Raw genomic sequence first — 25,248 nt, forward strand, 5'->3', positions numbered from 1 at the left:
TCAGCGTCCGGTGGCGTCGAGCAGGCTGGTGAACAGTGTCTGGCTCGCCTGGATGATGCGGGCGCAGGCCTGGTAGGCCTGCTGGTAACGAAGCAGGTCGGCGGCTTCCTCGTCGAGGTTCACGCCCGACACGTTCTGCTGGCGCGTGGTGGCCTCCGACGCCAGTTGCGTCGAGATGTCCGCCGCGGCCTTGCCGGACTGCACGCGGTTGCCCACGTCGCCCAGCAGCGAGGCATAGGCTTCGTTGAGCGTGCTGCCGCTGACGAGCCCCTGGCTGGCGAGTTGCTGCAGGGCGAGGGCGTTGCGGTTGTCGCTGGCCGGCGCCGTCGTCTTCGCGACGTTGAACACGTCGCCCGCGGCGGGCGCGCCATCGAGCGTGAGGCGCCAGCCGTTCCAGTCCGCGGGCGAGGCCGGCACCTGCTGGCCCGGCACATAGGGCACGTTCGTGAGGTTGCCGCCGACAAGGCCCGTGACGTTGAAGCTGGTCGGCGGCGTGTTGAACGTGATCGTCACCGCGTTGCCGTTCTCGGGCGCCTGGCGAACCACCGCGAACGACGCGGTGGCGCCGCCCTGGTTGCCCGAAGCCGGCGCGATCGTCGCCGCGAACGCCGTCGCCACGTCACGTGGCGCCAGCGGCCGCGCGGCCAGGTTGGTGGCCGCGGCGCGCAGCGGCTGCACGCGCCAGCTGTCGCCTGCGGCCGGCGTGCCGCTGCCGCTGAAGACGAGGCCGTCGATGGTCGCGGGCAGGGTGGCCGAGTTCGTGGCCGTGCCGTCCGACAGGCGCGTGACCGTGAACTGCGTGCCGTCGTAGCCGACCTGGTAGTCGCTGGGCTGCAACGCCGACGGGTCCGTCACGTTGACGGCGACCGTGCCCGAGCCCGTGTTGCTGTTGCGCGGGGCGGCCGTGGGCGACGGGATGGTGAACAACGCCGCGCCGGGTTGGCCATTGGCATCGATGCCCAGCGCCTGCTGCGCGTTGAAGGCCGACGCGACGACGGTGGCGATGCGGCCGATCTGGTTCAGCGCCGCGGTGCAGTCCACGTCGCGCAGCTGCATCGAGCCCTGCAGGCTGCCGCCGCCCAGCGCGGGCGCGTCCAGCAGCTGCGTGGTCGTGCCGATGGTCAGGCGCAGTGCGTGCACCTGGCCGTTGTCCGGATCGGGGACGGTGTCCAGGCGCGCCTGCTGGCTGCCCACCAGCAGCGCCGCGCCCGAGCGCGTGAAGAGGGCCAGCGTGCCGTCGTCCTGCGCGACCGCGTTCACGCCGAGCAGGCCATTGAGCTGGCGCAGCGCCTCGTCGCGCTGGTCCATCAGGTCGTTGGGCGGCTGGCCGCTGCCCTGCCAGCGCGCGATCTGGTCGTTGAGCTGGTGGATCGTGGCCAGCTGCGTGTTGACCTGCGAGGCATCGAGCACGAGCTTGCTGTCCGCGGAGCCCGCGATCTGCTGCACCTGCGTGCCGACGGCATCGATGCGCGATGCGAGCTGCCTGGCACGCGCCACGAACACCTGCCGCGCCGACAGGTCCGCCGGCCGGTTGGCCAGGTCGCCCGCGGACGCGAAGAAGCTGTCGAGGCCCGCGCCGATGCCCAGCTCGCTGTCCGCGAACACCGCGTCCAGCGCCTTCAGACCGTCGGCGCGCGTCGCGTCGGACGAACTCGTCGCCATCGCGGTCTGCACCGCCGTCGTGAGGAAGGCGTCGTACTGCCGCTGCACCGTCTGCAGCTGCACGCCCTTGCCGAAGAAGCCGCCGCCGCTGTACTGAGCACCCGCCGTCGCCAGCTGCGCATCCTGGCGCGAGTAGCCCGGCGTGTTGGCGTTGGTGATGTTGTGCGAGACGGTGTTGATCGCACCCTGCGTCGCGGTCAGGGCCCGGCTTCCGAGGGACAGCAGCGAATCGGTCATGCGTCAGCCCAGGGCCCGCTGCAGCGCGAGCGTGTGGTTGATGGTCCTGGCCAGCTTGCTGGCGTAGTGCGGATCGGTGGCATAGCCGGCGCGCTGCATGCCGCCGGCGAACTGCTCCGCCGTGGATGCCGTGCGCACCACGTTCGCATAACGCGAGCTGCCCGCCAGCATGCGCGCGTAGTCGGCGAAGGCGTCGGCGTACGACGCGTAGCTGCGGAACGCGGCCTTCTGCTTCACGGCCTGCGCGCCGGCGTATTCGGTGGTGGTGACGTTCGTGGTCTTGCCGGTCCAGCCCGCGGTGGCCTTGACGCCGAACAGGTTGAACGACTGGCTGCCGTCCGCGTTCTTCATCTCGCCCTTGCCCCAGCCGGACTCGAGCGCGGCCTGGCCGAGGATGAAGGAGGCGGGCACGCCGGTGCGGCGCTCGGCCTCCTGCGCGTGCGGCAGCATGTCGCGCAGGAACGCGGCGGCCTTGTCGCCCAGGCCCTTCAGCGAGGGCAGGGCGGAGGTCGAAGGAGCGGAGCCGTGCGCCGTGTGTGTCGCAGGCGCCGTCGTGGGTGCTGCAGCCGTGGCAGCGGCAACCGGGCTCGCGGCCGAGGCAGGCGACGCGCTCTGCATGTGCTTCGTGAGCTGCTTCTCCAGCACGTCGGCAAGCCCGCCGGGCCGGCCGGCGAACTGCTTGCCGAACTGGGTGTCCAGCATGCCGGTGAAGGTCTCGCCCCCACTGCCGCCGTCTTCCGACTTGGGCGAAGCGTCGCGCATGCTCTTGACGACCATCTGCATGAAGAGCGACTCGAACTGCACGGCGGCCGCGTGCGACGCGGCGCGCGGATCGGTCGCCGCCTTGTTGCGCAGCCCGTCCAGCTCGCGGGCATCGAGGCCGGTGCTGCCGGCGGTCGGGTCGAGGCGCATCAGAGGATCTCCAGGTCGGCCTTCAACGCCCCGGCCGCCTTGATCGCCTGCAGGATCCCGATCAGGTCCTGCGCGCTCGCGCCCAGCGCGTTGAGCGACTTGACGATCTCGGTGAGGTCCGCGCTGGCAGGCACGTTGAACAGCGTGCCCGCTCCCTGCTTGATCTGGATGTCCGACTTGTCGGCTACCACGGTCTGGCCGGCGGACATCGGCGCGGGCTGGCTCACCACCGGCGTCGATGAGACGACCACCGACAGGTTGCCGTGCGCGACGGCGACGGCACCGAGTCGCACCGACTGGTTGATCACGACCGAGCCCGTGCGTGCATTGATGATCACCTTGGCCGGCGGTGCGGCCAGCGCCACCTCGAGGTTCTCGATGTCCGCGAGGAACTGAACGCGCGAGCCGGGCGGGAGCCTGACTTCCACCACGCGGCCGTCCAGCGGCTGCGCGGCGTCGGCGCCGAACCGGCGGTTGACGGCTTCGGCCACCAGGCGCGCCGTGCTGAAGTCGGTCTGGTTCAACTCGAGGTGGATGGTGTCGGCCTCGAGCGTCGGGTTGGGCACCGCGCGTTCGACGGTGGCACCGCCTGGCACGCGGCCGGCGAGCAGGTGGTTGATCGCGACCTTGCTGCCGCCCGACGACGCACCGGCGCCGCCGACGACCAGGTTGCCCTGCGCCATCGCGTAGATCTGGCTGTCGGCGCCGCGCAGCGGCGTCAGCAGCAGCGTGCCGCCGCGCAGGCTGCGCGCGTTGCCCAGCGAGGAGACCGTGATGTCGATCTGCTGGCCCGGCTGCGCGAATGCGGGCAGGGCCGCGGTGACCATCACCGCCGCGACGTTCTTCATCTGCGGCGTCACGCCGGGCGGCAGCGTCACGCCGAACTGCGACAGCAGCGACTGCACGCTCTGGCCGGTGAACTGCACCTGGTTGGTGGCGTCGCCGCTGCCGTCGAGGCCCACGACCACGCCGTAGCCGATCAACTGGTTCACGCGCACGCCAGCCACCGTGGCCAGGTCGCGGATGCGCTCGCTGCCTGCGTCCGTGGTGGCGGCATGCGCCGACCAGCAGAACAGCAGGGTGAGCAGCAGGATGCCGATCTGCCCCAGCACCACCACCACCACGTGGGGACGTTCCGGCTCGGGCGGGCGGGCGTCGTGGGGACGTGCGCGCTCGGGCTCGACGAGGTCACCGAAGAACGTGGTCATACCGGCGCCACCGACAGGAAGAAGCGCGAGAGCCAGCCCAGGCCCTGGATGCGTCCGACGTCGCCGCGGCCGCGCTGCTCCAGGCGCACGTCGGCGACCTGCGTGGAGCTCACCTGGTTGCCGGCGCGGATGTTCACCGGGTTCACCACGCCGGAGAAGCGCAGCACGTCGACGTTCTCGTTGACGCCGATCTGCTTGTCGCCCGACACCAGCAGGTTGCCGTTGGGCAGGACCTGGATCACGGTGACGGTGATCACGCCGGTGAAGGTGTTGCTGCTGTTGGTCTTGCCATCGCCGCTGCCGGTGGTCGAGGACTCGGCGGTGACACCCAGCTTGCCGAGCGTCTTCGCGTTGGCGATGCCGAAGGGCAGGGCGCTCACGCTGGAGTCGATCTTGCCGCTGCGATCGAGCTTGGTGGTCGACTGCTGGCTGGCGTTCAGCGTCTCCTCGATCTGCACCGTGAGCGTGTCGCCCACCAGGCGTGCACGGCGGTCCTCGAACAGCGGCCGGTGCGTGGACGCCTGGAAGATCGCGCCGGGCGTCGGCGGCGGCGCGGCGGGCGCCACGACCTGCGGGTCGGCGACCTTGTGCATCTCCACCGGCGGCGTGGTGACCACGGCGCAGGCGGACAGCAGCAGGACGGGGACGAAGGCGAGTCGGCGCATCGCGAGGCTCACAGCTGCGACAGGCGGGCCAGCATCTGGTCGCTGGTCTGGATCGCCTTGGAGTTGATCTCGTACGCGCGCTGGGTCTGGATCATCGCGACCAGTTCCTCGACGACGTTGACGTTGGAGCTCTCGGTCGCGCCCTGGTTGAGGACGCCCAGGCCATTGCTGCCCGGGTTGCCGGTCTGCGGGTTGCCCGAGGCCGCGGTCTCGATGAACAGGTTGCCGCCGCGCGGGTCCAGGCCGGCCGGGTTGACGAAGTGCGCCAGCTGGATCTGCCCCAGCTGCTGCGGCTGCGCGTTGCCGGGCAGCTGCGCGGAGACGATGCCGTCGCGGCCGATGGTGACGGTCTGCGCGGTGGGCGGGATCGTGATGGAGGGACTCACGGCAAAGCCGCTGGCGGTCACCAGCTGGCCCTGCGCGTCGACCTGGAACGCGCCGTCGCGCGTGTACGCATTGGTGCCGTCGGGCATCTGCACCTGGAAGAAGCCGCTGCCGTTGATGGCCAGGTCCAGCTGGTTGCCGGTCTGGGTCAGCGCGCCCTGCGTGAAGTTGCGCGAGGTGGCCACGGTGCGCACGCCCGAGCCGAGCTGCAGGCCGGTGGGCAGCTGCGTCTCGGCGGCGTTGGGTGCGCCGGCCTGGCGGATGTTCTGGTACAGCAGGTCCTCGAACACCGCGTGGCTGCGCTTGTAGCCGTTGGTGCCTACGTTGGCGAGGTTGTGCGTGATGGCGTCCAGCTGGGTCTGCTGGGCCTCCAGGCCGGTCTTGGCGATGTCGAGTGAACGGAGCATGTTGTGTCCTCCTGTTGTCTGTCATTCCCGCGAAGGCGGGAATCCAAGGCTTCCGCCTTCTTGGCGGTCGTCCTGGAAGCCTTGGGTCCCCGCCTGCGCGGGGACGACACGTTGTGTTTTCATCGTGCCGGGGCCAGCAATTGCGCGGCGCGCTGGTCGTCCTGTTCCGCGGTCTGCAGCAGCTTCACCTGGGTCTCGTACTGGCGGGCGGCGGCGATCATGCCGACCATCGCCTCGACGACGTTGACGTTGCTGCCCTCGAGCGCGCCGCTGGCGACGCGCACGGTGGGGTCGGACGGTGCCTGGTCGCCGCCGTCCAGGCGCAGCAGGCCGTCGGCACCCTTGCGCAGCGAGGCCGGCTCCGGGTTCACCAGCTTCAGCTTGCCGACCACCTGCGGCGCGCCGGTGCTGCCTTGCGCCGACACGGTGCCGTCGCGCGCGATGCTGACCGTCGTGCCGGGCGGGATCGTGATCGCGCCGCCGCCGTCGCCGGCCACGGGCAGGCCGGACGGGTTCACCAGCTGGCCCTGGTCGGTGACCTGCAGCGCGCCGGCGCGGGTGTACGCCTCCGTGCCGTCGGGTGCCTGCACCGCGAGCCAGCCGTTGCCGCTGATGGCGACGTCCAGCGCCCGGCCGGTCTGCTCGATCGCGCCGCTGCGCGTGTCGTAGCCGGCCGAGGCTTCGAGCGACACGACGCGCGTGGGCGTGCCGTCGCCGCGCACCGGCACCGCGCGGAAGGCGACGGTGTCGGCACGGAAGCCTGGCGTGTTGGCGTTGGCCAGGTTCTGCGCCAGGCCGTCCTGGCGCTGCAGCAGGGCCCGCGCGCCGGCGGCGGCGGTGTAGATCAGGCGGTCCATGTCGGCTCGTTGCGGCCAGCCATCAACGCATGTTGACCAGCGTCGACAGCATCTGGTCTTGCGTCTTGATGGTCTGCGCGTTGGCCTGGTAGGCGCGCTGCGCGCTGATCATGTCGACCAGCTGCTCGGTGAGGTCGATGTTGGAGTCCTCCAGCGCTCCGCCCTTGAGCACGCCGAGGTTGCCGCTGCCGGGCGCACCGACCACGGGCTGGCCCGAGGTGGTGGTGGCGCGCCACAGGTTGTTGCCGACGGGGATCAGGCCCTGCTCGTTGGGGAAGTCGGCCAGCGCGACCTGCGCGGCTGCGAGCGTGCGGCCGTTCGAGTAGCGCGCCTGCACGATGCCGCTGCTGTCGACCGAGAAGCCGGTCAGCTGGCCCGGTGCATAGCCGTCCTGCGTGACCTGCGTGACGCCGAACGCGGTGCCGAACTGGGTCGACTCCTTGTACGACAGCGTCAGCGGCGACGAGGTGGTGGACGACGAGGGCGGCACCGGCAGCGTCGACGTGGGGAACGGCATCTGCAGCGTGATGTCGCCGGCGGTGAGCGTGCCGGTGGCGTCGAGCGTGCCCGACTGCGTCGCATCCAGCACGCCGCCGGCCGTGAAGGTCAGGCGGCCGGCGGGCAACTGCGTGCCGCCCGCGGCGATGGCCGGCACGGGCTTGCCATCCATCGCGGCGTACACGTCCCACTGGTTGTCGGTGGCGGTGCGGCGGTAGTAGGTCGACATCACGTGCTCGTTGCCCTGCTGGTCGTACACCGTCATCGACGTCGAGGAGGCATACGAGGTCGGGTCGCCCAGCGAGAACGCCGGTGCGGATGCGGCCGGTGCCGCGGTGCGCGCATCCAGGTTCACGCCCAGCGCGGCGTTCTTGGTGACGGAGGGCGCGATGCCCTTGGACGACAGCTGGATGTCGCCCAGCACGCCGCTGCCCTTGCCGGAGAGCGGGTCCACCGCATAGCCCTGCAGGCGCAGGCCGGCGTTGGTGACGAGGTAGCTGTCGCTGTCCATCTGGAACTGGCCGTTGCGCGTGTAGCCGCGATCGGCGCTGCCCGGCTGCGAGACGCAGAAGAAGCCGGGCCCGTTGATCGCCATGTCGCGCGGGTTCTCGGTGCTGCGGATCGAGCCCTGGCCGAACTGCTGCGCGATCGCCGCGACCTGCACGCCCATGCCGGGCATGGCGGTCACCTGGTGGAGGGCGGCGTTGGCATACACGTCGGCGAATTCGGCGCGGGAGGCCTTGGCCCCGACCGTGTTCGCGTTGGCGATGTTGTTGCCGATCACCTCGAGGTTGCGGGCGGCGGCATTCAGGCCGCTGATGCCTTGCTGGAAGCTCATGTCGGGTCCTTCAGGTCGGGTTGGTTCAGAGGGAGGCGCGGACGGCGTCCTGCGCGACGACGCCGGCGCTGCCCAGGTCGAGCAGGGCGCTGCCGTCGGAGGCTTGCGAGACCGAGCGCACGGTGGCGGTGGTCAGCGCCGTTGCGCCCACCGCCTTGCCGCCCGAGGTGGCGCTGACGCGGATGCGCCAGCTGCTGCCGTCGGCGGCCTGCCGGCCGTCGCTCGTCAGCCCGTCCCAGCTGAAGCTGCGCGTGCCGGCGGGCGACGAGCCCAGGGACAGCGTGCGCAGGGTCTGGCCGGCGTCGTCGAGGACGTCGACGTTCACCGTGTCGGCGGCGGCGTCCAGCGTCACGCCACCGGTGGCGGCGCCGTTGGCCATCTGCACCTGGCTGCCCTCGACCAGCACCTGCCGGCCCACCAGCTGCGTGGCCGACTGGGCCTGCATGCGGTTGAACGCGGACAGCAGCGAATTGACCGTGGTGTTCAGCTTCTCGATGCCGCCCACCGTGTTGATCTGCGCGACCTGGCTGGTCATCTGCGCGTTGTCCATCGGATTCAGCGGATCCTGGTTCTGCATCTGCGCGACCAGCAGCTTCATGAAGCGGTCCTGCTGGTCGGCGGCGCTGGTGAGCGAGCCGACGCTGGACGAAGTCGCGGCGGACGTGGCGGGGGTTGTGGGCGTGATCGTCGTCATGTCACTGGCCCATCTGGAGGGTCTTGGACAGCAGCGTGCGCGCCGTGTTCATCACCTCGACGTTGTTCTGGTACGCCCGCGAGGCCGAGATCATGTTGACCATCTCGTCGACCACGTTCACGTTGGAGTGCGTGACGTAGCCGTCGGCATCGGCCATCGGGTTGGCGGGGTCGTGCACGCGGCGGCCGGGCGCGTCGGTCTCGGTCACGCTTGCGACGCGTACGCCCTCGGCCTCGCCGGTCGCGGCGAGCTCGGCCTGGAAGTTGATCTGGCGGGCCTTGTACGGCTGGCCGTCGGGGCCGACCACGCTGTCGGCGTTGGCCAGGTTGCTGGCCACCACGTTCAGGCGCTTGGCCTGCGCGCTGACGGCGCTGCCCGAGATCGAGAAGACATTGAAAAGGGACATGCGGCGCTCCTTACTGGCCGGTGATGGCGGACAGCATCTGCCGCACGTCGTTGTTGATGAAGCGCAGCGTGGCCTCGTAGCGCATCGCGTTGTCGGCGAAGCGGGCGCGCTCCTTGTCCAGGTCCACGGTGTTGCCGTCCAGCGAAGGCTGCTCCGGCGTGCGCCACTGCAGTGCGGGATCGCCGGGGGTCCCGCCCGCCGCGCCCAGGTGTGCGGCGTTGGTGGCCTGCATGCCGCCCACGCCGTTGCCGGCGCGCGCCGCGGCCAGGGCCTGCGCGAAATCGAAATCGCGGGCCTGGTAGCCGGGCGTGTCGGCGTTGGCGATGTTGCCGGCCAGCACCTTCTGGCGTTCGGCCAAGAGGGTCAGCGCCTGGGCATGGGCATCGAGGGAAGCGGTCAGCAAGGGCATGGGCGGTCCTTCGGGTCGAGGCAGTATCGGCAGCGGCCTCGAAAGCTGAACCTTCGATAAGGACGGTGCTTGCCCGCGCTTTTGCGGAACAGCTTGTTGCAGATCGGGGCCTAAAGTCCCGCGCTTTCCTGCCGAAGGAGCCTCCGATGCGCCGCCTCATCTCCCTTCTTGCCGTCGCGTGCGCGAGCGGCGCCGCCTGTGCCCAGTCCGGGCTGCCGGCGGACGAAGCCGCACTGAAGGAGTTCCTGTCGCGCCAGGTCGCGGCCGCCGCGCCACAGCTGTCGCGGTTCGACATCCAGTTGCTGCAGCCCGCCGCGCGTGCCGACCTGGCTCCCTGCGGCCGCACCGAGTTCTTCCTGCCCGCGGGCGCGCGTGCCTGGGGCCGCGTGAGCGTGGGCGTGCGCTGCGTGCAGGGCGCGGGCTGGACCGTGATGCTGCCGGCCGTGGTGCGTGCCTGGTCGCCCGGCCTGGTGGCGCAAGTCCCGCTGGCCGCCGGCGTCGCGCCCGGCCCGCAGGATGTCGCCGAACAGGAAGTCGAACTGACTCGCGAGCCCGGCCCGGTGGTGCGCGATGCCGCCGCGCTGCAGGGCAGGGTACTGGCGCGCTCCGTCGGGGCGGGACAGCCGCTGCGCGCCGACATGCTGCGTGCCCCGCAGGTGGTGCAGGCCGGCGACCCGGTGCACCTGCGCATCGCCGGCACCGGCTTCGCGATCTCGGCCACGGGGCAGGCGCTGGTCGCCGCCGCCGAGGGCCAACCCGTGCGCGTGCGCACCGAATTCGGCAAGGTCCTGTCGGGTGTCGCCCGGCAGGGCCGCTACGTCGACGTCACGCCGTGAGAAACAAGGGCAAAAACGGCCGCAATTCGGCCCTTCAGTTTCTCCGCGCGGTGCCGAATAATCGTCCACAAGCCCTTGCGGGCACCCGGAGAACCCCATGAAGATCGGATCCAGCCACGACCTGTCCGCCGTCGACGGCACCCAGCGCGGCTCGCGCGCGGCCGGCACCGGCGCGGCGACCAGGACGTCCGCCGTGGCGACCGACCAGGTCGCGCTGTCGGCCGCCGGCTCGGCCCTCGTCAAGGGCGATGCCGATTTCGACCAGGCCAAGGTCGACGCCATCCGCACCGCCATCCAGGAAGGCCGCTTCACGGTCAACGCCGGCGCCATCGCCGACCAGTTGATCGCCGACGCCTCGGCCCTGCTGCAGCCGCGCCAGGCGTGACCCTTCTCGCCGTCGACCAGGCGTTGGCGGCACTCGAGCCGCTGTTCGACCGCCAGTGCGAGGCCCTGCGCGCGGGCGACGCCGACACGGTCGCCTCGACGGCGCTGCTGATGCGCGAGCCCCTGGCCGTGCTCGCGCGCCACGCTTCCAGTGGCCGTCCCTTGCCTGCTGCCTGGCGTGCCCCCCTGCACGGCCTGGCCGCGCAGGCCGAAGCCGCGCGCACCATGCTTGCGCGGCGATCACTGCAAGTCGATCGCGCCCTCGATGCGCTGGGTGCTTCCGCGCGGCTGCAGGAGCGGCAGTTGCAGGGGACTTATGGCGCGCGCGGCGGATTGGCCAGCGGGTTCGCCTCGCGCGGGACGTTCGCGGCTGCTTGAATCGAAGGCGCCCTGAGCGCCCCTGCGTCGCCACGCGCAGACATCCCGGTTTCGTCGTTCGCCGCCTGCTGCGAAGCGGGGACCCTCGCTTCAGGAATCGCTACACGCGCACGGGGTAGCCGAGCTCGACGTCACAGAGCGCCTGGCCACCGCGGACACCGAAGTTCTCGGCGGGCAGTTCGAGCACACGAATCAGCACGCACTCCGGCGGGATGCCGACGACCGAGAACGCCTCCGTGATGAAGCGATACAGCTTGCGCTTCGCCTCGACGGAGCGGCCAGGCAGGAGGTAGATGCTGACGTTCGTGAGCCACTCGGGAGGGCAGTCGGGGCGGCCCAGGAACCGATGCGGCTGGTGGACGATGAGCGTGACGTTCCGGTGCGCGGGAGCCACCTTGAACGCGCGGACGATGGCGTCGTGGACGCTCTCGAGGAGGTACGTCTCCTGCTCGGGCGAATAGCTGCGTCGGATCTCGACGACGGCGCTGGGCATCGCTGGATGTGCTCGGGTGGGCTAGGTAAGCGGCCTCGCCGAGCTCACTTAGGAGCCTTGCATTCAACCAGCATCGTGTTTGGCGTCACGAGTGGCACGGACGAGGAAGAGCCGGAGACACTGCCTCCGGTCCGATTCCACGCCCCTCCGACGGAGCCCGTACTCGATTGCCCCATGTACTGGGATCCCTGCGAGTTGAGAACGACGTACCCGTTGGGGCACAGCTCGCCAGCCTTTTCCAGGCAGGCGTCTGCAACAGCAGCACCGCAGCGGATCGCGTGTGCCGGCGTTCCATTCGGCCCAACGATCTGCCGCGAAGTGGCGCACCCTGCAAGGATCGTCGCAAGCGCGAGTAGAAGAACGGATTTCATGTGAGGTGTTTCTTTGCAATCGATGTTCGTGAGATCTGACGTGGTGATCGCTTTGACTCTCTCCGTCAGGTCAGGATCAGGAGGAATCTCGAGTCGAACTGAGAGCGGATCTCAGCTGCGCCCTGCGCCGGCGCCGGTCTTCTGACACACCTTCACGTCCATTGCCTTCCGGACTGCTTCCTTTTCACCCCTGACGTTTGCAAGCTCCGAAGCCTCGATCCCGTCTCCCTGGCCCACGCCATACCAGAACGCCTGCGACTGGCTGGTCTTGATGCGTTGTTCTTGCGCAAGCACCAGCTGATTTTCACGCCGGGCCAGCGAATCAAGTTCAACAGCCAGCCGAGGACACGGATAGTCTTCGTACCGAAGCCCCGATGTGTAGGACCCGGTGATCTGAGATGGTGGTGTCGGCATGTTCATGCAGCCGACGAGTACGACGGTTCCCAGTAGCGGAACGATGCAGATCCTCTTTGACACTACGCTTTTCCTCAATGCGGTTCTTGTTAAATGTGAATGCGTCCGACGTGATCGTAACGGCTCGGCCCTGTGTCAATGCAAGCAGCGCAGCGCGCAGACAACACTCGGGTTTCGAGCACTCCAGGAATGAGGGCTTAACGCTCACGTTCCGATGTGCCTTCGATCGGCGCGAAGTGCCGAGCGTGTGTCTATATCGACGGACACGTCACGTTGCGCGTGGCAGCAGATGCAACGTACCAGCTCCGCTCGTCCCTGCAACGCAGGGCCTTCTCCGATGCAGCGGCTGCCGAACATGCAAAGCTTTGGATTCCCGCTTCCGCGGTCATGTTTGCGCGATGTTTGTCGCGGCGGGAAGAAAAAGGCGGGGCCCGCAGCACGCGGGCCCCGCCAACCTTGGAGTCCTGATCCGGCTTAGAACGACTGCCAGTCGTCGTCGGTCCCCGTGCGGGCCGACGGCACAGCGGTATGGGTCAGCGCCTTCGCGCGCGACACGGGGCGCACGATGCGCGCGGCGGCGACCGGCTGCGGCAGCGGGCTGTTGGACGCTTCGGCGCGCGACGTACGGAACACGGAGACGGCGCCCACGAGCTGCTGCGCCTGCGTCTTCAGGCTGTCGGCGGCAGCCGCACTTTCTTCGACCAGCGCGGCGTTCTGCTGCGTGGCCTGGTCCATCTGGTTCACGGCGTCGCCGATCTGCGCCACGCCCTGGCTCTGCTCGCGGCTGGCGGCGCTGATCTCACCCATCAGGTCCGTCACGCGACGGATCGACTGCACGACCTCGTCCATCGTGGTGCCGGCCTGGTTGACCAGGGCGCTGCCTTGCTCGACGCGCTCGACGCTCGCCGTGATCAGGCCCTTGATCTCCTTGGCGGCGTCCGCGCTGCGTTGCGCGAGGCTGCGCACTTCGGAGGCCACGACCGCGAAGCCGCGCCCTTGCTCGCCGGCACGTGCTGCCTCGACGGCCGCATTCAGAGCCAGGATGTTGGTCTGGAACGCGATGCCGTCGATGACGGAAATGATGTCCGCGATCTTGCGGCTGCTGTCGTTGATGCCCTTCATCGTCTCGACGACCTTGCCCACGACCTCGCCACCGCGCGCGGCGACGCCGGACGCCGTCATCGCGAGCTCGTTGCCTTGCTGCGCGTTGGCCGCGTTCTGCTGCACGGTCTCGGCCAGCTGCTTCATGGACGCGGCGGTCTGCTGCAGCGCGCTGGCCTGTTCCTCGGTGCGGCTGGACAGGTCGTTGTTGCCCTGCGAGATCTGGCCCGAAGCCGTCGCGACCGAGTCGGCGTTCTGGCGCACCGCGGTGACCACCTTCGCCAGGCCGGTCTGCATCTCGCGCAGGGCGGACAGCAGCTGGGCCGTTTCATTGCGGCCTTCGGCCTCGATCGACACCGATAGGTCGCCGTTGGCCACGGCGCGCGAGACCGCGACCGCCTTGCGCAGCGGCTGCGTGATCGAGCGCACGATCGCCCAGGCCAGCAGGGCGGCAGCGAGCAGCGCGGCGGCGCCCACCACCCAGACCATCGCGCGCAGGTCGCCCACGGAGCTGGCTGCCGCACGGGCCGACTCGTCCATCTGTTCACGCTGGATCGTGATGAGTGCATCGAGCTTCGCCATGTACTCCTGCTGTGCCGGACGCGTCTGCGCGAACAGGAACGAGCGGGCCTCGGTGTCCTGGCCGGCCGCGACGATGGCGAACAGCCTGTCCTGGCTTTCCACGAAACGTTCGCGGGTCGACAGCACGCCTTCCAACGCGGCGCGGGCCTTTGGCGCGCGCAGCTGGGGATCGAGTTCCTTGAGCGTGGCGACGATGCGCGCGCGGGTCTCGAGGACGGCCTTCTTCTCCTGCCGCACGACGGAAGGGTCGTCGCTCAGGAGCACGTTGCGCATCGAACGGGCGATGAAATTGACGTCGTCCTTCACGCCGACCAGCCTGGCGATCTTGGGGTAGCGGTCGCGCATGACTTCGTCGAAACGCTGCTCGATGGACGATACCTTGAACAGCGTCACCGTCCCGAGCAGGACGATGAGCAGGGCCATCAGGCCGAAGGCGAGGGAGAGTCGGGTGGAAATGCGAAGGTCGCGCATGACGTCGGTTTTCAGAAGGATTGCCAGTCGCCGTCGGTGCCGGTGCGGACCGCGGAGGATTGGGGGAGGGACTTGGTCTTGGCCTGCGAGGTGGGGCGCACGATCCGTTGCACGGCGACGAGTTGCGGCAACGGGCTGTTCGAGGCTTCGGCACCGTGGGTGCGGAACACGGACACCGCGCCCACCAGCTGCTGAGCCTGTGTCTTCAGGCTATCGGCGGCAGCCGCGCTTTCTTCGACCAGCGCGGCGTTCTGCTGCGTGGCCTGGTCCATCTGGTTCACGGCGTCGCCGATCTGCGCGACACCCTGGCTCTGCTCGCGGCTGGCCGCGCTGATCTCGCCCATGAGGTCGGTCACGCGCCGAATGCTCTGCACGACTTCGTCCATCGTGGTGCCGGCCTGGTCGACCAGCGCGCTGCCCTGTTCGACGCGCTCGACGCTGGCGGTGATCAGGCCCTTGATCTCCTTGGCCGCATCGGCGCTGCGCTGGGCGAGGCTGCGCACTTCGGAAGCAACGACCGCGAAGCCGCGGCCTTGCTCGCCCGCACGGGCCGCTTCCACCGCTGCATTCAGCGCGAGGATGTTGGTCTGGAAAGCGATGCCATCGATCACGGAGATGATCTCGGCGATCTTGCGGCTGCTGTCGTTGATGCCCTTCATGGTCTCGACGACCCGGCCCACGACCTCGCCGCCGCGCGCGGCCACGCCGGAGGCGTTGAGGGCGAGCTCGTTGCCCTGCTGCGCGTTCTCGGCGTTCTGCCGCACGGTGGCGGCCAGCTGCTTCATCGACGCGGCGGTCTGCTGCAGCGCGCTGGCCTGTTCTTCCGTGCGCGAAGACAGGTCGCTGTTGCCTTGCGAGATCTGGCCGGAGGCGGTCGCCACCGAGTCGGCGTTCTGGCGCACGTCGCCGACGATCGCCGACAGGCTCTCCTGCATGCGCTTGAGGGCGGCCACCAGGCTGTCGCTGTCGCCGTCACGCAGGGCGACGGCGGTGGTGAGGTCGCCGTCGGCCACGCGCTGGGCCAGGTCCGCCGCTGCGGCGGGCTCGCCGCCCAGCTGGCGGAGCACGCTGCGCGTGATCAGGAACGCCAGCGCCACGCCGGCGAGCACGGCGATCGTGCCGAGTGCCAGCAGCAGTGCGCGGACGGCCGACACGGCGTCGGCACTGGCCTTGCCGGCAGCCGCGACCTTGGCCTTCTGCGACTGCACCAGCGCGTTGATGCTGTCGAAGTACGCTGCCTGCTTGACGTACTCCGGCCCGTACATGAGCTCGGTCGCTTCCTTGTTCCTGTTCGTGATGCCGAGGTTCACGACCCGCTGGTTCCAGTCGTTGAACGCCGCACGCGCTTCCTTCATCTTCTTCAGCAGCGCCAGTTCGTCCGGCTCGGTCAGTTGCCTGTCCAGCTCGTCGAAGACCTTGCCATTGATCTCGACGTTCTTCTTCATCTTCTCGACGTTCCTGACGATCTCCGTTTCCTCGGTCACCAGAATGATGTTGCGTGCGAGCCGCGAGTTGTCCGAGACGCGCAACGCGGTCTCGCTGAGCATCTGCAACTGCGGCATGCGCTGCGCCGTGAGGGTGTCGACGGTGCCCCCCAGCTGGCTGAGCTTGATGAGGGCCACGGCGATGCAAGCCAGCAGCAGCGCGATCAGGATGCCGAACCCCCCGGCCAACCGGGTGGAAAGTTTCATGGAGGTCATGGAGGTCATGGAGTTCAGGGTGTTCTGTGGATCAGGAGGGCCGATCTGCTGTCTTTCGACCGGGCGGCGTCGTTCTGCAGGAGGGCATCACGGAGTCAGTACGCGCGCAGCCGCGAGCGCAGTCGCGCGACGGCCTGGCTGTGCAGCTGGCACACACGCGACTCGGTCACGCCCAGCACCGCGGCGATCTCCTTGAGGTTCATGTCGTGCTCGTAGTACATGGACATCACGTACTGCTCGCGCTCGGGCAGGTGTTCGATGGCCTTGACCAGCGCCTCGCGGAAGCGGCGATCGGCCAGCTGCGCGGCCGGATCGGCCCGCTCGTCGGGCGCCATGTGGCGATCGAGGTAGTGGCCCTCGTCGTCGTCGGTCTCGTAGTCGTCGGTGTAGACCAGCTGCGCGCCGCGCACGTCCACCAGCATCGCGTGGTACTCGGCCAGCGACACGTCCAGATGCCTGGCGATCTCGCTGTCGGTCGGCGCGCGGTGCAGCTTGTGTTCCAGCGCGCGCACGGCCTCGGCGATCTCGCGCTGGTTCTTGCGCACCGAGCGGGGCACCCAGTCGGTACCGCGAAGCTCGTCGAGCATCGCGCCTCGCACGCGCTGCAGCGCGAAGGTCTCGAATTGCGCGCCGTGTCCGTCCTCGTAGCGCTCCATCGCCTCCATCAGGCCCATCACGCCGGCCTGGATCAGGTCGTCCATCTCGACGTTGGCCGGCAGCCTGCCGATCATGCGATGCGCCGTGCGGCGCACCAGCGGCAGGTAGGTCTCGAAGCCGGCCTGCGCGGGTTGCAGCGTTCCCTTGGCGGTGTACATCTCTTCTCTCTCCTCAGGCCGCCGCGGCGGCCGTCTCCAGTGGGGTCGCCGCGGTGGCGAGCAGGGCATGGGCGGTGCGGGCCAGCGCGTGGTCGCGCTGCGGGCCGGCCGACGGCAGCCAGCCGGCCAGCGTGATCTCGGCGCCGAGGAAGTGGCGCGACGCGTCGGCCAGCCGTGCGTGTTCCGCACGCGCCGCGTCCGCATCCTCCGCGCCGCGCACGACGCAGGCGAAGCGGCGGTAGCCATAGCCCTGCGCCAGCTGCTTGACGAGGGCGTAGCTGCCCATGCGGCCGGCGGAGGTCGCCTCGAGGCCCACGACCGGGACGCTGCGCCCCGGCGCGGCCAGGCTGGCCAGTTCGGCGGCCGGCATCGCCAGCAGCAGTTCGTCGAAGTTGTGCGACAGGCGCCCGAAGCCGGCCAGCAGGTCGCGGGCGGGCGCGCCCGAGGCGGCGAAGGCGTCGAGTCCGCGCTCGCCGCGCAGCACCCACACGCCGTCGGCGGTGCTGGCGGCAACGCCGTCGAAGTCGCGCTCGCCGCGCAGCAGGTCGATCAGGTCGTGGCGCGGGCGCAGGCCCAGCGCCTGGGCGACCGCGCCGCGGCCGCCGTCGAGCACGACCGGCTTGCGGCCGAGCGCGCGCAGCGCATGCGCGATCTGGGCGATCCACTGGCCGGGCCCGCCATCGAGGGGGAAGGCCAGCAACGCGAGCGGCGCGGCCTGCATGAGGCGACGCAGGCCGGCGGCCTGGTCCTGGCCGGCGTCAAGCATGGGCGGCCTCGGCAGCCAGCGCCGGCGGCATCGTCAGCAGCAGTCCGAGATCGTCTTCGTCAGGACGGAAGCGGCCGGTGTGCTGCATCAGCGCGCGGTGCGCAAGCAGCTGCGGGCGCATCGAGTGCCAGTCTTCCGGCACGCGCTGGCCGTTGGCGATGCCCTCGACCCGCAACTGGTGGCGCAGCACCACGTCGATCGCGGGGCCCCACTGCACGGCCTCGTCCAGCTTGCTCAGCACGCAGCGCGTGCCCGGGCCGGTGCCGTAGGCACGCACGACTTCCTCCAGCGTCTCGCCGTGCGAGGCGGCGTTGAGCACCAGCAGGCGCTGCAGGCGGTTGGCGGGCAGGGCGGCGAACAGCTCGGGCAGGCGGCGGTCGCGCTGGCCGACGCCGACGGTGTCGACCAGCACCAGCTTCTTGTTGCGCAGCAGCTCCAGCAGGTCCGACAGCGCGGCGCCGTCGCGTGCCGTGTGCACGGGGATGCCGAGGATCTTGCCGAAGCCGCGCAGCTGGTCACCCGCAGCGAGGCGGTAGGTGTCGACGGTGACGAGGCCGACCGACGACGCGCCATGCTTCAGCGCGAAGGCGGCGGCGATCTTGGCCGTGGTGGTCGTCTTGCCCACGCCGGTCGGGCCGACCAGCGCATACACGCCGCCATGTTCCTGGATCGGATCGGTCACCGCGCGCAGGTTGTGCGTCAGCAGCGAGGCCAGCCAGGTCTCGGCCTGCGAGTCCGGCACGTCCATGGGCAGCCGCTGCACCAGGCTGCGCGCCATCGCCGGCGAGAAGCCGTTGCCCAGCAGCAGGCGCAGCAGGCGCGTCTGCGCCGGGCTGCGGCGCGCGCTGTCGAACCACGCGAACGAGGAGAGCTGGCGGGTGAGGGCGCTGCGCATGGCGCGCAGTTCTTCCATCAAGGCGTCGTCGGCCGCTGCCTTCACCGCGGGTGCGGACTGCGCAGGCGCAATGGGCGCGGGAGCCGGGGCAGCGAGCGCGGCCAGTTCCTCGCGCGCGAACTGCGCCGGCTGGATCGGCACGCGGCGCGGCGTGGGCGCGGGTTCCGGGGCGGGCGCCGCGGCTTCCTGCGCAGCGAGTGCGTCCTGGCGCTGCCGCTCGCGCACGTAGTCCTGGAACGAGAGCGTGCTCATCGCGCGCGGCTCCTCGCGGGCGGCAATTGCCGCGGGCGTGTGCGCGATCGCGGCCAACGGGGCCGGCGCCGGCGAGGCCGAGGCGAAGGCCTCGTCCGCCGCCATCGCGAGGATCTCGACGCCGCCCGGGACCGGACGGTTGGACAGGACGACGGCGTTCTCGCCGCAGGCCGCGCGGGCCTGGGCCATGGCCTCGCGGGCGTTCTTGCCGACGAATCGTTGGGCGTTCAAGGCGTGACTCCGATGACGCGTTGGATCTGGATCGTGTGGGTGCGCGGGATCTCGCTATGCGCGAGCACGTGCAGGCGTGGGGCGCGGCGGCGCAGCAGGCGGGCCATGGGCGAGCGGATGCGGTCGGGCACCAGCAGGCAGGCGGGCAGGCCGGCTTCCTCCTGCTCCTGCGCGGCCTGCGCGGCCTGGTTGCACAGCACTTCGGCCATGCCGGGATCGAGCGGCGCGGTGGCCTGCGGCGCGAGCGCCTGCACCAGCACCTGCTCGAGGCCGGGCTCGATGGCCAGCACGCCAAGCTCGCGCGACGAGCCGTACAGGTGCTGCACGATGGCCGCGGCCAGGCCGACGCGCACTTCGCGCGTGAGCACCTCGGCATCGGGCGTGGTGCCGGCCTGCTCGGCCAGCACTTCCAGCACGCCGCGCAGGTCGCGCAGGTGGACGGTCTCTTCCAGCAGGTTGCGCAGCACCTTCTGCAGAACGGGCAGCGGCACGACCTTGGGCACGGTGTCGTCGACCAGCGTCGGGGCGTACTTGCGCGTGTGCGCGAGCAGGTCCTGCACCTCGGCGCGGCCGAGCAGCTGCGCGGCCTGCGACTGCATGACGTGGTTCAGGTGCGTGGCCAGCACGGTCGACGCATCGACCACCGTGAAGCCCGCGGCCTGGGCCTGCTCGCGCAGGCGCGCCTCGATCCAGGTGGCCTCGAGGCCGAACGCGGGATCCTTGGTCACGGTGCCGGCCAGCGGCACCTTGATGTGGCCCGGGTTGATCGCGAGGTACATGCCCGCGAACGCCTGGCCTTCGCCGACCACCACGCCGCGCAGCTGGATGCGGTAGGCCGAGGGATGCAGCTCCAGGTTGTCGCGGATGTGGACCGCGGGCGGCAGGAAGCCGACTTCGGCCGCGAACTTCTTGCGCACGCCCTTGATGCGCCCGAGCAGGTCGCCACCGCTGGCCTTGTCGACCAGGGCGATCAGGCGGTAGCCGACCTCCAGCCCGAGCAGGTCGACCGGGGCGACGTCGTCCCAGCTGGCTTCGGCGTTCGGTGCGGCAGCGGCCACCACCGGCTCGTCGACCTTGGGACGTGCCGCGATCCTCGCCAGCATCCAGGCGCTCCAGCCGCACAGGGACGCCAGCAGCAGGAAAGGCACGTGCGGCATGCCGGGGATCAGGCCCAGCACGCCCAGGACGCCGCCGGTCAGGCCCAGCGCACGCGGGATCGAGAACAGTTGCGTGGCCACCTGGCGGCCGATGTCCTCTTCGCCGACGCGCGAGACGATCAGGCCGGCGGCCACCGAGATCACGAGCGCCGGCACCTGTGCGACGAGGCCGTCGCCGATGGCCAGCAGCACGTACTGGTCGACCGCCTGGCCCACGGGCAGGCCATGCTGGAGCGCGCCGATGGCCAGGCCGCCGATCGCGTTGATGAACAGGATCAGGATGCCGGCGATGGCGTCGCCGCGCACGAACTTGGAGGCGCCGTCCATGGAGCCGTAGAACTCGGCCTCCTGCGTGACTTCGGCGCGGCGGCGCCGGGCTTCCTTCTCGTCGATGCTGCCGGCCGCCATGTCGGCGTCGATCGCCATCTGCTTGCCGGGCATCGCATCGAGGGCGAAGCGCGCCGACACCTCGGCGATGCGGCCCGCGCCCTTGGTGATCACGACGAAGTTGATGATGGTGAGGATCGCGAACACCACCACGCCGACGGCGAAGCTGCCGCCGATCAGGAAGTGCGCGAACGACTCGATCACCTGGCCGGCGGCGCCGGTGCCGGTGTGGCCGTTCAGCAGCACGGCGCGCGTGGAGGCCACGTTCAGCGACAGGCGCAGCAGCGTGGTCACCAGCAGCACGCTGGGGAAGCTGGCGAAGTCCAGCGTCCGCTTGGTCGCCGCCGACACCATCAGCACCACCAGGGCGACCGCGATGTTGAAGGAGAACATCAGGTCGAGCAGGAACGGCGGCAGCGGCACCAGCATCATGGCCAGCACCAGCACGATCACCAGCGGCGCACCGAGCGCGCGCAGGTCCGGCAGCTTGCCGAGCCAGGCCGGCTTGCCGGCGGGAGCAGCGATGGCGTTCATGCCGCGTTGCCTTCCAGCGGATCGAAGCCGGGCGGCACCTCGATGACCGGCTGCGCGGGTGCGCGGCGGGCATCACGCAGCGCATAGACCCAGGCCAGCACCTGCGCGACGGCGGTGTACAGCTGCACGGGCACTTCGCGGCCCACTTCGCCGTGCTTGTAGAGGGCACGCGCCAGCGGCGGTGCCTCCAGGAGCGGCACGCCGGAGGCGGCGGCGACTTCGCGGATCTTCAGCGCGAGGTGGTCGGCGCCGAGGGCCACGATGCGTGGTGCGCCGCCGACGCTGTCGTCGTACTTCAGCGCGACCGAGTAGTGGGTCGGGTTGGTGACGATCACGCTGGCCGCGGGCACCTCGGACAGCATGCGGCCGCGCGACAGCTGGCGCGCGCGGCGGCGGCGCTCGCCCTTCATGTGCGGGTCGCCTTCGTTTTCCTTGTGTTCCTGGCGCGCCTCGTCGTGCGTCATGCGCAGTTCGGCGCGCTGCTGGAAGATCTGCAGCGGCACGTCGGCCAGCGCGGCGCAGAAGGCCACGGCCGCCAGCAGCGCGATGCCTTCGGCGATCCAGCTGAATCCATCGGACAGCGCGGCGGCCAGCGGCATCCGCGCCATCGCCTGCAGGTCGGCGGCGTGGCGCCACAGGTGCCAGCCGGCCACCGCGAGGAGGGCGATGGTGACCAGCAGCGTGCGCGCGTGGTTCAGGAGCGACCGGCCGGACGCGATGCGGCCGAAGCCGGCGAGGGGATCGAGCCGCTCGAACCTGGGCTCGAGCGCCTGCAGCGTGAAGTTCCAGCCGCCTACCGCGATGGTCGCGGCGGCCAGCAGCAAGGCCAGGGCGAAGACGACGGGCGCTGCCATCTGCAGGCCGTGCCAGCCGCTGAGCGACAGCCGCGGCAGCATCTGCGCCGGGTCGAGGACGGTGCCGTGGTCGAAGCGCAGGCCGTGCGTGACCAGTTCCAGGCCCGCGCGCCCGAGCAGCGGGCCGCCGGCGAGCAGCAGCACCAGCAGGGCGACCGCGGCCGCGAGATGCACCAGCTCGCGCGACCGCGGCAACTGGCCTTCCGCCCGCGCGCGCTCGATCCGCTGCTGCGATGCTTCGAGCTGGCGGTCTTCGCGGCTGGCTTCGGAGGCGGACATGCGCGGAGTTCGAGGTCTGGCAGTTGTTGAGGTGCCATTGTTCGAACCCGCGGAAAAACTTAAGTGGGGAAGAAGGGGGGAGTTGGGCCGTTTCTTTTTGTTGCGGCCCGCACGTCACGCGCGGGCCGCCCTTCACTGTCATTCCCGCGAAGGCGGGAATCCAAGGCGTCCGCCTTCATCGACGGTCCAAACTGGAAGCCTTGGGTCCCCGCCTCCGCGGGGACGACCAAAGGTTCAGAACCCCAGGCTCTCCAGCAGGTCGTCCACCTGCGCCTGGTTCGCCACCACGTCGGGCCGTGTCGTGTCCGCCACGGGGCCATCCAGCAGCCCATGTTCCGCCGCGGTCGCCGGCGCGGAATCGAGCAACAGCTTGAGCAGCGATTCCTCGATGCGGGAGGCGACTTCGACCACCTTGCCCACGGTCTGGCCCGTGAGGTCGTGGAAGTCCTGCGCCATCATGATGTCGGTCAGCTGGCTGCCGGTGGCCTCGGCGCTCTGGCGCACGTCGCCGGCAAAGGCGAGCAGCGCGGCGCCGCTGGGCGGCGTGCCGGCGCGCAGGTCGTCCTCGATGCGCGCCGCGGCAGTGGCCAGGCGGGCCTGCGTCGCCTGCGCCTGGTCGACGGTGTTCAGCACCTTCTCGGCCGCATCGCCCGTCACGCGGGCGATGTAGGCCAGGCGCGAGCGTGCGTCGGGCAGGTGGCCGAGCGAGGCCTCGATGCTCTTGTCGTAGCCCAGCTCGCGCAGGGCCTCGTGCAGCTGGCGCGTGATGGCGCCGATGCGCTGGTACAGCTGCGGCGCCGCAGCCGACGTGTCGGGTTTGGTCGTCATCGTTGCGCCCTCACGCCGCCATCGAGTGCTTCTGCAGGATCTTGGTGACCTTCTCCTCCAGCGTCGCCTTGGTGAATGGCTTGACGATGTAGCCGGACGCGCCGGACTGCGCGGCCAGAACGATGTCCTCCTTGCGCGCCTCGGCGGTGATCATCAGCACCGGCATGGCCTTCAGCGCCGCGTCGGCCCGGATCGACTTGAGCAGGTCGAAGCCGTTCATGTTCGGCATGTTGATGTCGGTGACCACGAAGTCGAAGCCGCCGCCCTGCAGTTTCTGCAGCGCTGCGACGCCGTCCTCGGCCTCGTCGGCGTTGGCGAAGCCCGCTTCCTTGAGCAGGTTGCGCACGATGCGGCGCATGGTCGAGAAGTCGTCGACGATCAGGAATTTCAGGTCCGTGGGGGCGGGCATGGGGAAAGGTCTCCGGTGAACTGCTACTGGGACTGGGTGGAGGAGGGGGCGGGAGCGGGCGCCGCGGGAGCGGCAGCCGCGGGACTGGCGGCCTCGCGGCGGGCCAGCAGGCGTTCCAGCGCCTGGGTCTCGGACACCGGGATCTCGGTGCCCGACTGCCAGCGTTCCCGGCCGAGCTGGCCGAGCACGAGGATCGAGATGCGGCGGTTCAGCGGCGACGCCGGATCGGCGGCCACCATCGGCACCGAGGAGCCGAGGCCCAGCACGCGGATGACGCGGTCCTCGGCCAGGCCGCCGACCCGCAGCTCGCGGCGCGAGGCGTTGGCGCGGTCGGCGGACAGCTCCCAGTTGGAGTAGCCGCGTTCGCCGCCGGAATAGGGCGAGGCATCGGTGTGGCCGGACAGCACGACGCGGCCATCGGCCTCGTCGACCAGCTGGCCGATCGCGCGCAGCAGGTCGCGCATGTATTCCTTCACGTGCGCGCTGCCGCTGTCGAACATCGGGCGGCCCTGGTCGTCGACGATCTGGATGCGCAGGCCGTCGGGGGTCTGGTCCATCCGCAGCTGCGAGCGCAGCGCCTCCAGGCGCGGGTTGGCCTCGATGGCCGCCTCGACCCGCGCGCGCATGTGGCGCTGCGTCTCCTCGTCCTTCGCGACCACCTCGGCGCGCAGCGCCTGCAGGTTGAAGGTGCTCTTCTCGGCGTCGACTTCGCCGCGGCGCTGGCTGCCGTTGGTGCGCGTGAGCACCTGGCCGCCGCCCTTGATCACGCTGCTGCTGTCGCCCGATCCCGAGCCGCCGGTCAGCGCCACCTTCAGCGGGCTCTGGAAGTAGGCCGCGATGCCCTGCAGGTCGCCCTGCGCGGTGGAGCCCAGCAGCCACATGAGCAGGAAGAACGCCATCATGGCCGTCACGAAGTCGGCGTATGCGATCTTCCACGCGCCGCCGTGGTGGCCGCCGTGGCCGGCCTTCTTCACGCGCTTGATGATGATCGGCTGCAGCTTGCCGGTCGATGCCATGTCGGGTCTCCGCGGTGTTGGGGGTCAGGCCGCCTTGCGGCCCTTCACGTGGCCTTCGAGTTCCGAGAAGCCGGGCCGCTCGGTGGAGTACAGGACCTTGCGGCCGAACTCCAGGGCGACGGCGGGGGCGTAGCCCTGCACGCTGGCCAGCAGCGTGGCCTTCACGCACTGCAGCTCCTTGGTCTCCTCGTCGACCTTCTGCGTCGCGAGCTGCGCCAGCGGGCTGACGAAGCCGTACGCCATCAGGATGCCGAGGAAGGTGCCCACCAGGGCGCCGGCGATCATCTGGCCCAGCACCGCCGGTGACGCGCCGACCGAGGCCATCGTCTTCACGACGCCCAGCACCGCGGCCACGATGCCGAAGGCGGGCAGGCCGTCGCCGACCGACTGGATCGCACCGGCGGGCACCGAGGCCTCGTGGTGGTGCGTGTCGATTTCGTTGTCCATCAGGTTCTCGATCTCGTGCGCGTTCAGGTTGCCCGAGACCATCATCCGCAGGTAGTCGGTGATGAACTCCATGAGGTGGTGGTCCGCATGGATCAAGGGGTACTTCTTGAAGAGGGCGCTCTCCTCGGGCTTCTCGACGTCGCCCTCGATGGACATCAGGCCTTCCTTGCGCGCCTTGATCAGGACGTCGTACAGGAGCGACATCAACTCCATGTAGCGCGTCTTGGTGTACTTGCTGCCCTTGAGCAGCTTGGGCACGTACCTGAAAGTCGCCTTGATCGTCTTGGCGCTGTTGCCCACCAGGAACGCGCCGAGCGCGGCGCCGCCGATCACGAACAGCTCGTGCGGCGCGGCGTGCACGATGACCGCGAAGCTGCCGCCGGCCAGCGCGTAGCCACCCAGCACGCAGCCGATGACGACAAGGTACCCCGCGAGGACGAACATGCCTTTTTCTTCTCCATGTGCCGCCGG

General features: G+C 70.1%; 26 protein-coding genes. 3 read left to right on the forward strand and 23 right to left on the reverse strand.

Annotated features, from left to right (window positions below; translation table 11 throughout):
- The 10 genes from flgK to flgB all read right to left on the reverse strand — a co-directional run bounded on the left by flgK (position 1) and on the right by flgB (position 9,177).
- Positions 1-1,899: a flagellar hook-associated protein FlgK gene (flgK, locus tag ACPWT1_RS14990; protein ID WP_427911950.1), complete on the reverse strand. Its 1,899-nt coding sequence runs from the start codon at positions 1,897-1,899 to the stop codon at positions 1-3.
- A gap of 3 nt (positions 1,900-1,902) precedes the next feature.
- The gene (gene flgJ / locus ACPWT1_RS14995; protein WP_427911951.1) at positions 1,903-2,811 is read right to left on the reverse strand and encodes a flagellar assembly peptidoglycan hydrolase FlgJ; all 909 of its coding nucleotides are present in this window, start codon (positions 2,809-2,811) and stop codon (positions 1,903-1,905) included.
- On the reverse strand, positions 2,811-4,019 hold the full coding sequence (locus tag ACPWT1_RS15000) for a flagellar basal body P-ring protein FlgI (RefSeq protein ID WP_427911952.1): 1,209 nt from the start codon (positions 4,017-4,019) through the stop codon (positions 2,811-2,813). The genes flgJ and ACPWT1_RS15000 overlap by 1 nt, the downstream gene beginning before the upstream one ends.
- Positions 4,016-4,684: a flagellar basal body L-ring protein FlgH gene (locus ACPWT1_RS15005; protein WP_427911953.1), complete on the reverse strand. Its 669-nt coding sequence runs from the start codon at positions 4,682-4,684 to the stop codon at positions 4,016-4,018. The genes ACPWT1_RS15000 and ACPWT1_RS15005 overlap by 4 nt, the downstream gene beginning before the upstream one ends.
- 8 nt (positions 4,685-4,692) lie before the next feature.
- On the reverse strand, positions 4,693-5,475 hold the full coding sequence (gene flgG / locus ACPWT1_RS15010; protein WP_427911954.1) for a flagellar basal-body rod protein FlgG: 783 nt from the start codon (positions 5,473-5,475) through the stop codon (positions 4,693-4,695).
- A 119-nt stretch (positions 5,476-5,594) separates the two neighbouring features.
- Positions 5,595-6,332: a flagellar basal-body rod protein FlgF gene (gene flgF / locus ACPWT1_RS15015; RefSeq protein WP_427911955.1), complete on the reverse strand. Its 738-nt coding sequence runs from the start codon at positions 6,330-6,332 to the stop codon at positions 5,595-5,597.
- Between the two features lie 22 nt (positions 6,333-6,354).
- Positions 6,355-7,668, reverse strand: coding sequence for a flagellar hook protein FlgE (gene flgE / locus ACPWT1_RS15020; RefSeq protein ID WP_427911956.1), 1,314 nt, complete (start codon positions 7,666-7,668; stop codon positions 6,355-6,357).
- Between the two features lie 25 nt (positions 7,669-7,693).
- Positions 7,694-8,362, reverse strand: a complete 669-nt coding sequence (locus tag ACPWT1_RS15025; protein WP_427911957.1) for a flagellar hook assembly protein FlgD — start codon at positions 8,360-8,362, stop codon at positions 7,694-7,696.
- Position 8,363: 1 nt separating this feature from the next.
- Positions 8,364-8,768, reverse strand: a complete 405-nt coding sequence (gene flgC, locus ACPWT1_RS15030; RefSeq protein ID WP_427911958.1) for a flagellar basal body rod protein FlgC — start codon at positions 8,766-8,768, stop codon at positions 8,364-8,366.
- Positions 8,769-8,778: 10 nt separating this feature from the next.
- The gene (flgB, locus tag ACPWT1_RS15035; protein WP_427911959.1) at positions 8,779-9,177 is read right to left on the reverse strand and encodes a flagellar basal body rod protein FlgB; all 399 of its coding nucleotides are present in this window, start codon (positions 9,175-9,177) and stop codon (positions 8,779-8,781) included.
- Positions 9,178-9,323: 146 nt separating this feature from the next.
- Here flgB and flgA point away from each other — a divergent pair, with 146 nt between their 5' ends.
- The 3 genes from flgA (at position 9,324) to ACPWT1_RS15050 (ending at position 10,775) form a co-directional block, all read left to right on the forward strand.
- On the forward strand, positions 9,324-10,013 hold the full coding sequence (gene flgA / locus ACPWT1_RS15040; RefSeq protein WP_427911960.1) for a flagellar basal body P-ring formation chaperone FlgA: 690 nt from the start codon (positions 9,324-9,326) through the stop codon (positions 10,011-10,013).
- Between the two features lie 97 nt (positions 10,014-10,110).
- Positions 10,111-10,398 (forward strand): flagellar biosynthesis anti-sigma factor FlgM, encoded by a 288-nt coding sequence (flgM, locus tag ACPWT1_RS15045; protein WP_427911961.1) that lies wholly within the window; start codon positions 10,111-10,113, stop codon positions 10,396-10,398.
- A complete protein-coding gene (locus ACPWT1_RS15050) occupies positions 10,395-10,775 on the forward strand; it encodes a hypothetical protein (RefSeq protein ID WP_427911962.1) in 381 nt (126 codons plus the stop codon). The genes flgM and ACPWT1_RS15050 overlap by 4 nt, the downstream gene beginning before the upstream one ends.
- A gap of 100 nt (positions 10,776-10,875) precedes the next feature.
- On the opposite strand, the gene ACPWT1_RS15055 is transcribed toward ACPWT1_RS15050, so the two are convergent.
- The 13 genes from ACPWT1_RS15055 to motA form a co-directional block, all read right to left on the reverse strand.
- On the reverse strand, positions 10,876-11,268 hold the full coding sequence (locus ACPWT1_RS15055; protein WP_427911963.1) for a tautomerase family protein: 393 nt from the start codon (positions 11,266-11,268) through the stop codon (positions 10,876-10,878).
- Between the two features lie 482 nt (positions 11,269-11,750).
- Complete coding sequence (locus ACPWT1_RS15060) at positions 11,751-12,059, reverse strand: hypothetical protein (RefSeq protein WP_427911964.1); 309 nt, start codon at positions 12,057-12,059, stop codon at positions 11,751-11,753.
- A 468-nt stretch (positions 12,060-12,527) separates the two neighbouring features.
- Positions 12,528-14,207, reverse strand: coding sequence for a methyl-accepting chemotaxis protein (locus ACPWT1_RS15065; RefSeq protein ID WP_427911965.1), 1,680 nt, complete (start codon positions 14,205-14,207; stop codon positions 12,528-12,530).
- An 11-nt stretch (positions 14,208-14,218) separates the two neighbouring features.
- Positions 14,219-15,898, reverse strand: coding sequence for a methyl-accepting chemotaxis protein (locus tag ACPWT1_RS15070; protein WP_427911966.1), 1,680 nt, complete (start codon positions 15,896-15,898; stop codon positions 14,219-14,221).
- Positions 15,899-16,002: 104 nt separating this feature from the next.
- Positions 16,003-16,722, reverse strand: coding sequence for an RNA polymerase sigma factor FliA (locus tag ACPWT1_RS15075; protein WP_427911967.1), 720 nt, complete (start codon positions 16,720-16,722; stop codon positions 16,003-16,005).
- 13 nt (positions 16,723-16,735) lie between these two features.
- On the reverse strand, positions 16,736-17,488 hold the full coding sequence (locus ACPWT1_RS15080; RefSeq protein WP_427911968.1) for a MinD/ParA family ATP-binding protein: 753 nt from the start codon (positions 17,486-17,488) through the stop codon (positions 16,736-16,738).
- Positions 17,481-18,866, reverse strand: a complete 1,386-nt coding sequence (gene flhF / locus ACPWT1_RS15085; RefSeq protein WP_427911969.1) for a flagellar biosynthesis protein FlhF — start codon at positions 18,864-18,866, stop codon at positions 17,481-17,483. Before flhF ends, ACPWT1_RS15080 begins: the two co-directional genes overlap by 8 nt.
- Entirely contained in the window at positions 18,863-20,944 is a 2,082-nt protein-coding gene (gene flhA / locus ACPWT1_RS15090; protein ID WP_427911970.1) for a flagellar biosynthesis protein FlhA, read from the reverse strand. Before flhA ends, flhF begins: the two co-directional genes overlap by 4 nt.
- Positions 20,941-22,077, reverse strand: a complete 1,137-nt coding sequence (locus tag ACPWT1_RS15095; protein WP_427911971.1) for an EscU/YscU/HrcU family type III secretion system export apparatus switch protein — start codon at positions 22,075-22,077, stop codon at positions 20,941-20,943. Before ACPWT1_RS15095 ends, flhA begins: the two co-directional genes overlap by 4 nt.
- Positions 22,078-22,311: 234 nt before the next feature.
- The gene (locus tag ACPWT1_RS15100) at positions 22,312-22,905 is read right to left on the reverse strand and encodes a protein phosphatase CheZ (protein ID WP_427911972.1); all 594 of its coding nucleotides are present in this window, start codon (positions 22,903-22,905) and stop codon (positions 22,312-22,314) included.
- Positions 22,906-22,915: 10 nt separating this feature from the next.
- On the reverse strand, positions 22,916-23,314 hold the full coding sequence (gene cheY, locus ACPWT1_RS15105; RefSeq protein WP_427911973.1) for a chemotaxis response regulator CheY: 399 nt from the start codon (positions 23,312-23,314) through the stop codon (positions 22,916-22,918).
- A 23-nt stretch (positions 23,315-23,337) separates the two neighbouring features.
- Positions 23,338-24,330 carry a flagellar motor protein MotB gene (gene motB / locus ACPWT1_RS15110; protein WP_427911974.1) on the reverse strand — a complete coding sequence of 331 codons (993 nt, stop codon included), beginning with the start codon at positions 24,328-24,330 and terminating at the stop codon, positions 23,338-23,340.
- A 24-nt stretch (positions 24,331-24,354) separates the two neighbouring features.
- Positions 24,355-25,221 carry a flagellar motor stator protein MotA gene (gene motA / locus ACPWT1_RS15115; RefSeq protein WP_427911975.1) on the reverse strand — a complete coding sequence of 289 codons (867 nt, stop codon included), beginning with the start codon at positions 25,219-25,221 and terminating at the stop codon, positions 24,355-24,357.
- Positions 25,222-25,248 lie beyond the last annotated feature (27 nt).

It is taken from the genome of Ramlibacter sp. MMS24-I3-19 (assembly GCF_050320135.1).
Taxonomy (GTDB): Bacteria; Pseudomonadota; Gammaproteobacteria; order Burkholderiales; family Burkholderiaceae_C; genus Ramlibacter.